The following is a 13,232-nucleotide window of genomic DNA, read 5'->3' as shown; positions in this document are numbered from 1 at the left end:
AAGCGTGTTATCTGACGATACGCTTGTTGATTACCGCAACGTTCGGTGGCAGACAACGATTCAGGCGTATACCCTGCGAATTAACCGCCGTGAGTAGTATCATTTCCTTGTTTTTGCCCGCTACAAGAACCGACGTTCGGGCATCCCCCCGAATGACTAAGCCACTTTCGGTCGGGGGTAGAGACTTAAAATGTCCCCGTCCATCGCCCAGTAACACAACTCCTACTGATGCATCTTCGCGCCCCATGTTGACCTCATTAGGATAAAAATTCCCTGTCAAGACGACATCCAAATGACCATCCTGGTTGAAATCATGCACGACAATGCCGAACACAGGCGATTCCTGAACGATTCGGGGTAAGGCGCGAACGGCAAATTTCCCATGTCCCTGATTTTCGATATAGGCACTTTGCAGATACGTTGCCTGCGCTTGATAAGCACCCTTTATCTCATCCTCAGATAACAGTTTATCAAATGTCACATCGGCATAATCGGCATAACGCTGGTATTTTCGTCGAAACTGAATGACTTGCTGATTCAACGCATCACGAGGAACAGCCGGGTAACAGATGCCGTTAATGTAGTAGCCCATGAGCGGGTCAAGTGTCCCATCGCTATTAAAATCCTTGGCGACAATTTTGACCGGTTCACTCGTTGAGGCTCGGTACAGTGTATTCAGCCCTTCGTTACCAGCGATATAGTCAAGATCGCCATCATGGTCAAAGTCGCCCTGCGCCAGACAATTCCACCAACCCGTCGTGTTTGACAGTTGAAAAGGAGATGATGCGGAATTGAGTTTCCCCTTATCATTTTTGTAGATCGTCAACGGCATCCACTCGCCTGCCAGCAGCAGGTCTGCCCAACCATCGTTGTCATAGTCAGACCATAAAGCCGTACAAACAAGACCCGCCGTCATTAACGACGGGCATAGTTGCCGAGTCACATCCGTAAAATGAGGAAGCCCCTGCATCGACTGATCATTGCGAAGCAGATAACTGCGGGTTGGCAAGGGATACTGGCCGGGAATCTGACGCCCGCCCACGAATAAATCGAGGTCATTATCATGGTCAAAATCGTAGGCCACCACGCAGGACCCACTGCCGGATAAATCGGGCAATGCACCGGCTGGTGCCAGACTAAAATCTCCTTTGCCATTATTTAAATACAACTGATCCTGATAAAATGCTTTATCCGTGGCAAGCCGTTCATTGCTGCCATACACCACATATAAATCCAGGTCTTCGTCGCCGTCAGCATCGAAAAACAAGGCGCTGGTTGCTTCCTGCCCAGCCTGAGCAGAAAATGGCCGTTTAACAAATTCACCATTTTTGTTTTGCCAGAACAGACAAGCCGCGCTACCCCGATACGAGCCGCCCACGAAACAGTCATCGAGCCCATCGCCATTCACATCGCCAACCGCCAGCGCGAAACCGGAGCGTGACAGCATTTTGTGCATGGCTGCCGTTTGCTTAAAATCAACAAAGTCCGACTCTCGGTGGGCAAAGTCGATAGGATACGAGCGGGTTATGTCCGAAAAAAGTGGACTTGCCAAAGTAGACAGGGTTTGTTTGTCCAAAGAAGTGGCTTGTTGAAATGATACGGTAAGCCGCTGATCGACGGAAACGTTTCGTTTCATCTCAACGCGACCACCCGGCCATTCGATTCTCAGAGAATCGATTCGATCTTTTTTACCTAAACCAAAATGCAGCAGAGGGTCAACCGAGGACAGATACCCTCTCACCACCGCCAGTTCCTGATATTGCAGTTGACCAGCCCGCCAAAGGGTCACTTTAGCGCCAATGCCTTGACGGTTAGCCGAATCTCCCTGAAGCTTGATAGTCAAATAATGTTGATTGGGTGAGTGCTCACGGCTTTGGTTGCGGTAGATGAACGCTTCAGCGTCCACATTGTTAACCACGATATCCAGGTCGCCATCGTTGTCAAAATCGGCGTAGGCTGCGCCGTTAGCATACGACTCGGCATTCAGACCCCACTGTTTGGAAACATCGACGAAAGAAGCGTCACCAGTATTTTTGAACGCATAGTGAGCGAGTGGAATCTCGGGTACTTTATTGAGTAACTCGAATCGTTTTTTCTGGTTGTATTCAGTGGTGCCGAAGTTGGAAAAATCCTCGGTAAACGTAATAAAGTCGCGGTCGGTAACATTTTTACGGTAGCCGTTGGTGATGTACATATCATTCCAACCGTCGTTGTCGTAGTCGGCTAGGAGGGTTGCCCAACTCCAGTCGGTTTGCGCGACGCCCGCCATCAAGCCAACTTCACTGAAGAGTGGCGCATTGTTTTCGCCCAAATTGCCGAGATTCAATTGAAGAGAGTTTCGCATGTACTGCATCTGATTGCCGTAAGGGGCTGAAACACTCATTTCTTTGCGGTCATAGTCCTGACCGTTCAGCATCATTTTGAGTCGCTTATTCTCCCTGGGCAACATATCCAGTTGCATCAGATCAGGACGGGCATCGTTATTAAGATCGGCAGCATCAACGCCCATTCCGTACATACTGGTGTGTGCGGTAGCCTGTTTAATCACGTTAGCAAAATGCCCTTTTCCGTCATTCAAATACAGGACATCACTACTGGTGAAGTCATTGGAGCAATAAATATCCGGGTATCCATCTTTATTGAAGTCGCAGATAGCTACCCCCAGACCCAAGCCATCGTAGGTGATACCCGCTTCCTGGGAGATATCGTTGAAAACCGGATGGCCAGCGGCACCTATTCCTTCGTTGCGATAAAGTTTGCCCGTACTGGGGTGTGTTCCGTTCGAAACAATCGGGCGAAGACGGGCGGGATTCTGAAAGTCGGGCGCGGTATTGAGCAGAAAGACGTCTAAATCCCCATCCAGGTCGTAATCAAAAAAGGCGGATTGCGTGGTGAAGGCCGGGTCAGCCAATCCATAGTCTTTTGCCATTTCTTTAAAAACAGGTTTCCCGTTCTTAACCCCCTGATTAATGAAAAGAAGGTTTTCAGACTGTTTGAAGGCTGGATTACTCGCCACAGAAACGTAAATATCGAGCCATCCATCCTGATTAATATCAATTATCACCACACCCGAACACCAGCGATTGGTAGTCAGTCCGGCAGATTCGGTAATGTCGTCAAACGCGAAAGCGTCTTTGCCTTGTTTACCCTGATTTATATACAGACGGCAACTGACCTGATTGCCGGTAAAGAACACATCGGAAAATCCATCATTGTTAAAGTCGCCAATGCCAACACCCCCGCCGTTGTAGAAATTGGTGAACGTAAAGCCGTTTAAGCTGTCGGTAGCAGTCAACGTGTTGGTAAATGTTACATGGGTCCGGTCACTGGAGAGCGATTCAAACAAGGTGGATTCCTCCCGGCGACAGGCCGTCAATACGCTGCTCAGAATACCAATCCAGATGACCTGTAACCACATCTTTTGCATAAAATGACTTGTTTACGACCCTCTTTTTACACCAATGACACCGGGTTACCCCAGTGCCATTGGTACCTAACATCAGTACTATACCTGCTTAATAACCAGGATTTTGACCCTTGATGCCAATATTTGGATTATTATCAATTTCCTGCTGCGGAATTGGCAACAACTCGTGTTTACCTTTCTGAAAATAAGTCAGTGGTTCAGTTTTCAGCTTGCCCTGTTTACGCCAGCGCAAGATATCCTTATTGCGGATTTCCTCCCCGTTCAATTCGACTCGTCGTTCGTGCATAATAGCGGCCAATACCTGATCTTTCGTTGATACTGGGTAGTTTGCCGTTGGGTAGCTTGGCATGGCGACACTGGGGCGACTCCGAACCATGTTCAGATACGTAATGGCACTGGCCGTACTGCCCAGTTCGTTTTCGCACTCAGCCATAGCCAGAATCGTTTCAGCATATCGCATGATCCGCTGGTTGATTCCCCCCGTTGTTGAAACGCCCGCCTTGTACATCAGAGTGAATTTACGCCAACTGATTTTCTGCTCTTTGCCGTCTACTATCGAGCTGAAGCCGTTTTGAACCGCATCGGTCAGGACGGTCTGGTCGTTGTTGTACTTGTCCCCCGTTGTGTACACCGATTTAGCATAACGCGGATCCGTTTTGGCATCGCCTTTTGACGTCTTCTCGAACTCGGCCAATAAGCTGTTGGAGGGAATAATATTACGCCAGCCGATTCCCGAATACTCCTGCGTTCGTACCGTCTCCTCCCCCGCCGAAGCACCATCGGCATCACCATTCCAATTGAATGTACCGCCCGATGGCAGAAAGTTAACCTCCCAGATCGACTCTTTGTTGAATTCGGTTTCTTCGATGAAATTGTCCGAATATTCGTCAACCAGCCGGTAGGTGCCTGAGCTGATTACTTTCTGAAGTTCCGTCTTCGCATTGGTATAATCACCCTGCTGCATATACACCCGAGCCAGCAACATTTGCGCAGCACCTTTCGTCGCCCGACCCTGATTAGCCGCATCATAGGTAGCAGGCAAAGCATCTTGGGCAGCCTTTAGATCGGCAACGATAAAGGCGTATACATCTGCTTCTGGGGCACGGGCACCCGCACCCGCCAGCGAAGTAACGTAGCTTTTGTAGAGGGGAACCCCACCCCACATGCTCACCAGCTCAAAATAAGACCAGGCTCGAAGAAATTTGGCCTCTCCCACTGCCTGAGCCGCTACCGTGGCCGTAAGGCCAGTAGACGTGGCTGAATTATCAATCACGACGTTGGCCCGGTGAATAACCCGATACGCCCCTGTCCAGACGGAGCTTACTAATGAATTGCCGGTATCATGAACACCATTAAGCATTTGGTTACGAGGTGTTTCGAGCTGACCACCCCCGGCGGTTACGTCGTCGGAACGCAGATCATTGGTAAAGAACCACTCCCGCGCCACCAGATTAGTAGACTGAATGGCCGCGTAAACGCCATTGATCGAGCTACGAATCTGGGCATCGGTTTTAAAGTAACTATCAGTAGTTACCGCGTTGGGATTCAATTGGTTGAGGTCTTTATCGCTACACCCAATTGTCAGGCCAAGCAGTAAACCTCCGGTAAGAAAATAATGCCTTTTCATAAAGAAATTCGTGGTTTAGGTTTAGTTAAAAACCAGTTAGAATGTAACTTGAAGTCCGGCCAGGAATGTGCGGGCCTGTGGATAGTTGGCATAGTCGATACCGCTTCGCAGCAGCGTACCATTTCGTGATCCTATTTCCGGATCGTACCCGGTATACTTGGTTAAGGTGAGCAAATTTTGGCTCGACACGTAGACCCGAACCCGGTTTACATATCCCTTCGTCAAACCGGTGAGCTTGGCGGTGGGAATTGAGTAGCCAATGGTCAGATTCTTGATCCGCATGTACGAACCATCTTCAATAAAGCGGTCCGACGTGCGGCTGTTATTATTGGGGTCACCACTCACAGCACGAGGTACATCTGTATTGGTATTGGTTGGTGTCCAGGCGTTTAGGACAGCAGTGCCCGCATTAAACAGTCGAAGCATCCCCTGCGTTACGACCTTCGTTCCATTATAAATCTTGTTCCCCTGAACCCCTTGCAGGTAAAGCGTAAAATCGAAGTTTTTGTACGAACCGGAGAAATTCGCGCCATAGTTGAATTTCGGCAGGTAGCTACCCAAATACTGGCGGTCGCTGGCATCAATTTTCCCATCGCCATTCACGTCTTTAAACCGAATATCACCCGGTGCGGCTTTATCCTGATACAAAGTTTTGTCGTTTCCGTCGATGGCATTAGCGGCATTGATTTCAGCCTGATTTTGGAAAATACCATCCACTTTCCAGCCATAGAATGACTGAATAGGCTGCCCTACCTCTGTTTTAGTAATATCAAACCCGCCGTAGTCAGCATTCTGACCGGCATAAATGGCTGCCGTTGGTGTTGCCAGACTCAAAACCCGATTGTGCGTAATGCCAATGTTTGCCGAAACAGTCCCCCGGAAATCACCTCTCGCATAGTTATAGCCCGCCTGAAACTCGTAGCCCCAGTTCTTCATGCTGCCAATATTGGCGACGGGTGCCGTCGAATAACCAATTGAATTCGGAATGGGTACGGATAAAATCAGACCATCGGTTGTTCGGTTATATATTTCGCCGGTAAAGGTGAACTTGTTATTAAACAATCCGACATCAACGCCCAGATTGACCATGTCGGTTGTTTCCCATTTCAAATCTTTGTTTCCCAGACCATTGAAAAAAGAACCTAACGTATTGGCACTGCCGAACGGATAGGCCGTAGCGTCAGCCTGCACCACTGATTGCCAGGCATAATTGGCAATTCCATTGAAGCCGGTTTTACCATAGCTGGCCCGGATTTTAAGTTCGGAAAGCTGAGGCAGCGATTTCATGAAGTTTTCCTGATTGATACGCCAGCCCACCGATGCCGACGGAAAAGACCCCCATTGGTTACCCGGTGCAAACAGCGATGAGCCATCCCGACGAATCGATGCGCTGAAAAGGTACTTTCCGTCATAATCATAATTGACCCGCCCTACGTAGGAAATCAGATCAGTGACGCTACGGGTGCTGGTAATAGCGGGATTGCTCACCCCCTGAATGACTGTAAGGTCATTGTTGGGCCGGGTTCCCGAACCTGTCAGACTCGTATAAAGCGTTTTCTGATTTTCTGCAACAGCCAACGCGCTAAAACTGTGCTTGCCAATGGTCTTGTCAAACGAAAGCTGGTTGGTGAACACCTGCGAGACATTTGTACTGCGGGCATCCGAAACCGTTGCTGATGTTCGCTGGGTATAGCCATCGCCATAAATAGGCAAGAAGGTAGTACCCGTTGAGTAGCCTAAATCAACACCATAATTGAAGCGGTATTTCAGGAAACTTGTGATCTTGGCATCCGCATAGAAGGTGGCGAAGACTTTCAGAAATTTAGTTCGGGCAATATCAATGGTAACCGCCCGAAGTGGGTTTTCGGGATCAGAGCCGTCGAGAGCCGTTGGCGCACTAAAGCCACCAACTTTAGTCGGATCGGTGGTAGGCCAATAGGGCATCATTCGGATGGCGTGCATCAGCTGAGAACGATCGCCCGTTGTTTCGCCCCGCTGGTTGCTGAAAGACCCTGTCAGGGTTTGGCCAAAACTTAAAAACTTGGTCACCTGATGATCCGAATTCAACCGTAACGAACCCCGCTCAAAGTCAGTACCTTTCATTATCCCATTCTGCTTGAAGTAACTCGCGGAAGCAAAAAAGCGGGAGACGGCACCACCGCCCGAGAGCGAAATCTGGTGCTGCGAAATAGACGCTTTCTGAAAAAGCTCATTTTGCCAGTTCGTTTCCGTTTGGGCAAATGTTTGAGTTGCACCGGCATAAATTGGCGTGTTTAGATTGCTCAGGCGCGACGGTACCGGAATACCGGCATTTGTGGTTAAGGTCGTGGCGTATTGAACGTATTGATCGCGATTGAGCACATCTACTTTGTTCCAGGCACTCTGCGTACCCGTGTAGGTGTCTACTGTAATCCGTACTTTCCCATCGCGACTTCCTTTTTTAGTGGTAATCAGGATAACCCCGTTCGAGGCTCTTGATCCGTAAATGGCGGCTGAGCTGGCATCTTTCAACACCTCCAGTGACTCAATATCATTGGTATTGAAACTGTTAAGGTCACCCGTTGGCACCCCGTCGATTACGTATAAAGGCCCTGATGCATAGTTGATTGAGCCAACACCCCGAATCTGCACAATTGGCGTACTGCCCGGTCCCCCATTATTGACGACAGATACACCTGGCACCCGACCTTGTAAGGCCGATGTGACATTGGGCACCGGCAGGGCTGTCAGGTCTTTAGGCGTTACCGATGATACAGCACCCGTTAACGACGAACGTTTTTGCGTACCGTAGCCAACCACAACGACCTCTTCCAGCGAGCCTGCATCAGACTCCATCGATACATTGATAACCGATTGGTTATTTACCGTAATCTCTTGTTTTTTATAGCCAATATAACTGAAAACCAAGATCGTACTGCCATTCGGAACCTCAATTCGGTAAGCACCCCGAGCATCGCTGGTAGTGCCTCGCGTGGTACCTCGAATCTGAATATTTACACCCGTTAACGGACTGCCTTTCTCATCAAGTACCAGCCCGGAAACTGGTTGATCAGCGGGAGCGTTGTGCGCCCGTGCGATTATTGTCAGTGTCGATATAAGTATTAACTGGTAGAGCCCATGTCGCAAAAAAATACGCAGGAAGCCACGTAACTGTAGTTGATTTAACATAATTTTGAAGGTTTGTCGGTTTGGAAACGGCAAAGAAATCCCTGCATCCGAAATGGATGAATTTTTCACAGGAGAAATAGGGAGAGTTCGTAAGTCAGTGATGTTAGCCCATCACTGACTTTTTTTATTCGAATTCTAATTTTGTCATAGGTGGAGGGAAAGGTGGTAAGGAGGAATAGGTTGAATTAGGAATTTGTAATCTGTTGATTAATTGACGCCGTTAAGTGTCTTATAGACACTATTTATTTACACATCTGGTTTTTTCTCTAAAATGGGGCTTTGTTTGAGTGAAACCTACAGGAAATTCTGCCTTGTATCTGTGATTAAAAACAGTGAGGCTTACTTATTCCCGATTCGTCATACATATTGGATTCACTTATGAACGGTCAACTTTATGTAAGTTGTGATTTGTAAAAGCCTAAATAGGTACTATTATTACTTACCTAAGTACAAATTTCTAAAGGAATTTCAAATTTGCAACCTGATAACCAGTTTTATACTAAATAAATAAAAAATTGATTTTATCAAATATGTGTCAAGTTACATAAATCATCATTTATAGTTACATAAGTCTTTGCGCACGTTATGTGATCAGCACGTCTGAACGCTATTCAGACCTAGAACTTATTTTCGGTCACATGGGCGGAACGTTACCCATATACTATACTCTACAGTACTCTATCAGTATCCTAAACGGGCACTTGTACCAAGGTTTCGTCTTATCCGCTACGGGTGCTCATTTTTATTCGTCAATCTCTGTTCTATCAATAGGTTGACAGACTTAACAAAGCTCCATATAAGGCAAGGACTATCACTATAGTATTGAATCAAGCATATAAAGTATAATGATATAAATTTCGTCTATCACTTTATTGTAAAAATAAGCCAACCTCTTGTGTTGTTTCCACTTTATACAGTCATTTGTGTTTTTATAATTAGTCTAAATAAGAACATTACATGTGCAAGTTTATACAGTTTCTGCTCATCATTTCCGTTTTCGTTTCTTTTCCTCTACTCACCAATGCTCAACAAACAACTACGATTCGGGGGAAAGTAGTAACGTCTGATAGCAACCCGGCGGAGTACGTGACCATCCGGCTAAAAGAGAAAGGACAGGGCGCTATTACTAATAACAAAGGCGAATACAGCATTAGCCGGGTAAAAGAAGGAAGCTACACGGTTGAAGTTTCTGCCATTGGCTTACAGTCTGAAGAGAAAACGATCACAGTTTCCAGCGGTGAGACAGCAACAGTTAATTTCGTTTTGCTGGAGAATACGGCTCAATTAACTGAAGTAATCATACGGGCGGGCAAATTGAACCGGTTTGCGGCTAAAAGCAGCGACGATGTGTCGAAGATGCCATTGAAAAATCTGGAAAATCCGCAGGTTTACAATACGATTGGCAAAGAACTACTGACCGAACAATTAGTATTTTCGGTGGATGATGCCATGCGAAATGCGCCTGGTCTACAAAAAATGTGGGAAGCAACCGGTCGCGCTGGTGATGGTGGCAGCTACTATAACACACGTGGCTTTATTGTGCAAAGTCAGCTTAGAAATGGGCTGGCTGGCAACGTAACAAGCAGTATCGATGCGGCTAACCTGGAAAAGCTGGAAGTCATCAAGGGGCCGTCGGCTACCTTGTTTGGTAGTACGCTTACCTCCTACGGCGGCTTAATCAACCGTGTCACAAAAAAACCATATGAAACCTTCGGCGGTCAAGTTTCATACGCGGGTGGTAGCTATGGGTTCAACCGCGTTAGTGCTGACATCAATACGCCGATAGACAAGGCAAAACAGTTACTTTTCCGTTTAAACACAGCGTTTAATTACGAAGGTAGCTTCCAGAACCAGGGATTTTCCAGAACCTTCACCGTCGCTCCCAGTTTGTCGTATAAGGTCAATGACCGCCTGTCTGTTTTGCTGGATGCCGAGTTATTTCAGGGTCGAAATGTGGGCAAGCAAGGCATTTTCTTCTATTATCCGGCTGCTGCACTGGGCGCTTCACGAGCCGATGAACTGAACGTAGACTACCGGAATTCGTACATGGGCAGTGGACTTACACAGGAATCGAGAAGCACCAATTTGTTTGGCCGGATAAAATACCAGCTATCGTCGAATTTCACATCGTCAACCAATTTTACGTTTAGCAACAGTTTTTCGAACGGCTTGAATCCTTATTTCTATTTGATTCCCGACGCTGTTATCACCGGCAATGCGGCTGACACTGGCAAAGCCAATTATCTAGCCCGAGCCGACCAATCGACGGCAAACAGCACCAACAAAGTTTTCGAAATCCAGCAGAATTTCAATGGCGATTTTCACATCGGCTCGTTACGAAACCGCATCGTTCTAGGATTGGATTTCTTACGTATTAATTCAAATCAGCATTTTTTCGGTAGCCAGCTCGACGTAGTACCGCTCAATGTTGCCGGGTATGATTACAGCCAGTTTAACGGGAGCACAATGAACGCTTTGTATGCCAGTGGCCCACCCCAGTTTACATATCCTATCGTTAATAAAACTAATGTCCTCAGTGCATTTGCGTCAGATGTGCTGAACCTGACCGATAAGCTAAGTGTGTTAGCTGCATTGCGGGTAGACCATTTCGAAAACAATGGAGGAACCGTAGGAAGCGATGTTGCGCCATACAATCAGACTGCTCTATCGCCCAAATTTGGCGTGGTGTTTCAACCTCTCAAGGACCGGATTTCCTTGTTCGCCAACTATCAGAACAGCTTTACCAACAAGGGGATATATAACGGGTATGACGTAACGGCACCAGACAGTATCGCCCGAAAAATTGCGAAACTGGAGCAGGCCAACCAGTTTGAAGCGGGCCTTAAAATCGATGCCTTTAGCGGAAAACTAACAACAACGATTAGCTATTATAACATCCGGGTGAAAGACATTCTCCGGTCCGACCCTAACCCGTTGGCAGCCGCCCGGTTTGCCCAAACGCAGGACGGAACGCAGTTGAGTAAAGGCATCGAACTGGATATGATTGCCAATCCATTCAACGGATTCAATGTCATTGCTGGGTTCAGCTATAACGACTCTAAACTGGTAAACGCTGATAGTGATGTAGTTGGCCGCCGACCCACTACGGCATCTTCCCCTTATCTGGCCAACTTGTGGCTCAGCTATCGGTTACCCGACTATACGCTCAAAGGCTTAGGTTTCGGTTTTGGCGGGAACTACGCCAGTGACAATAAAATACTGAACAGCATTAGCCAGGGCGTCTTTATTCTGCCCGCCTATACAGTTTTAAACGCGTCGGCTTTTTATGAGCACAATAAATTCAGGATTTCGGCTAAACTGGACAACCTCACCAACCAGCATTATTGGATTGGCTACACGACGATGAATGCGCAAAAACTGAGAAGCTTTGCGGGTAGTATCACGTACAAGTTTTAGAAGTCGGTGAAACCCATTTATCTCTAAATTCCCTGAAGTGAGTTATGCTCACGCTCAGAAAAAGTCACTTCAGAGAATTTGGGAATAGACAGATTTTGCCGGGTAAACATAAAAACAGAATCCTTATGAGTACGACAAAGGGAGTTAAGACGTGGTTTCAGATACATAAATGGACGAGCCTGATCTGCACAGCTTTTCTGTTAATGCTTTGTCTGACGGGTCTACCATTGATCTTCTACGAAGAAATTGAACATATGGAAGGCGCGGCAAATCTGGCTCCCCAACTGCCTGCCGGAACGCCAAACGCGGGTCTCGACCGATTGGCCGAAACGGTTAAACTGGCCTATCCGAACAAAGTTACCCGTTATGTTTTCTGGGACGAACACGAGCCAAACACGACAACCTTCGGACTAACAGATTCATTGACGGCTCCAGCGGATAATTTCAAGAATGTTATCCTCGACGACCGTACAGCGAAAATTCTTGACGAGCCTGCATTGCAGGAAGGCTTCATGTATGTAATGTTGCAATTGCACGTAGACATGTTCATGGGTCTTGGCGGTAAACTATTTCTGGGCCTGATGGGAATGCTGTTTGTGGTGGCCATCGTTTCGGGATTGATGTTGTACAGCCCGATCATGAAACGATTCGACTTTGGGCTGGTCCGTACGGAGAAATCGACTCGGCTGAAATGGCTCGACTTGCATAATCTACTGGGCGTTGTCACCGTGGCCTGGGCTGTAGTAGTGGGCTTTACGGGCGTTATCAATACGTTGTCTGAGGTGGTGCTGGGCTTGTGGCAACAAGGACAACTGGCCGAGATGGTCGCCCCGTATAAAGATGCGGCTCCACTCAGCGGCAAGCTCAGTTCACTCGATCAGGCGGTGGCAGTAGCCAAAAGAGCAGCCCCTGCTATGACCCCTTCGTTGATAGCTTATCCGGGCACACTGTTTTCCAGCAAGCACCACTACGCTATTTTCATGAAAGGCAACACGCCCCTGACAGAGCGGTTGATCACCCCTGCTTTAGTTGATGCCAAAACCGGAAAACTGACCGATATGCGGGATATGCCCTGGTACGTAAATGCGCTGTATATCTCACAACCGCTCCACTTTGGTGATTATGGAGGTCTCCCTCTAAAAATCATTTGGGCCTTATTCGACCTCGTAACCATCGTCGTACTCGGCAGTGGATTGTATTTGTGGTTTGTCCGCAACAGAGCCGCCAAAGCGCAGATGGCTCGTATAGGAACATCCAGTCAGCGAATACCCGCCAGTCACAAACAGGAAGAGTCTGAAATTCTAACCCTTAGTGAGCAGAATGAACAACAAAATGAATCGTAATTTCTGGCATGTCTGGTTGATGCCTCTTCTGCTGGCAATACTGAGTCTTTTGGGGCTCATATCAGCCCTGGTAGGCGACAACTTTCTGGATCTATTTTCCTGGATTACGCTTACGATACCTCTTGCCGTTATGGCGTGGTTTGTAGTAATTGCCCTAAAGAAGAAAGGAAAAAGTAGACGACCTATGATGAAGTAAATCGATTACTTACCTAAGTGTCGCCTATGGTAGGTGGTCTGGCGCAGGATTTTC

General features: G+C 47.5%; 6 protein-coding genes. 3 read left to right on the top strand and 3 right to left on the bottom strand.

The window, feature by feature from the left end:
* Positions 1 to 7: 7 nt before the first annotated feature.
* From ACFS25_RS10635 to ACFS25_RS10625, 3 genes are all read right to left on the bottom strand, one after another.
* Entirely contained in the window at positions 8 to 3,427 is a 3,420-nt protein-coding gene (locus tag ACFS25_RS10635) for a VCBS repeat-containing protein (protein WP_381499754.1), read from the bottom strand.
* An 88-nt stretch (positions 3,428 to 3,515) separates the two neighbouring features.
* On the bottom strand, positions 3,516 to 5,054 hold the full coding sequence (locus tag ACFS25_RS10630; protein WP_381499752.1) for a RagB/SusD family nutrient uptake outer membrane protein: 1,539 nt from the start codon (positions 5,052 to 5,054) through the stop codon (positions 3,516 to 3,518).
* Between the two features lie 36 nt (positions 5,055 to 5,090).
* Entirely contained in the window at positions 5,091 to 8,222 is a 3,132-nt protein-coding gene (locus ACFS25_RS10625; RefSeq protein ID WP_381499749.1) for a SusC/RagA family TonB-linked outer membrane protein, read from the bottom strand.
* Positions 8,223 to 9,179: 957 nt separating this feature from the next.
* On the opposite strand from ACFS25_RS10625, the gene ACFS25_RS10620 reads away from it, so the two are divergent.
* The 3 genes from ACFS25_RS10620 to ACFS25_RS10610 all read left to right on the top strand — a co-directional run bounded on the left by ACFS25_RS10620 (position 9,180) and on the right by ACFS25_RS10610 (position 13,178).
* Entirely contained in the window at positions 9,180 to 11,639 is a 2,460-nt protein-coding gene (locus ACFS25_RS10620) for a TonB-dependent receptor domain-containing protein (protein ID WP_381499746.1), read from the top strand.
* 125 nt (positions 11,640 to 11,764) lie between these two features.
* Positions 11,765 to 12,982, top strand: a complete 1,218-nt coding sequence (locus ACFS25_RS10615; protein ID WP_381499743.1) for a PepSY-associated TM helix domain-containing protein — start codon at positions 11,765 to 11,767, stop codon at positions 12,980 to 12,982.
* On the top strand, positions 12,972 to 13,178 hold the full coding sequence (locus tag ACFS25_RS10610) for a hypothetical protein (protein WP_381499740.1): 207 nt from the start codon (positions 12,972 to 12,974) through the stop codon (positions 13,176 to 13,178). Before ACFS25_RS10615 ends, ACFS25_RS10610 begins: the two co-directional genes overlap by 11 nt.
* Positions 13,179 to 13,232: the final 54 nt, after the last annotated feature.

It is taken from the genome of Spirosoma flavum (genome assembly GCF_042686045.1).
GTDB classification, from domain to species: Bacteria; Bacteroidota; Bacteroidia; order Cytophagales; family Spirosomataceae; genus Spirosoma; species Spirosoma flavum.
This window is presented reverse-complemented; position numbering and strand designations above follow the sequence as displayed.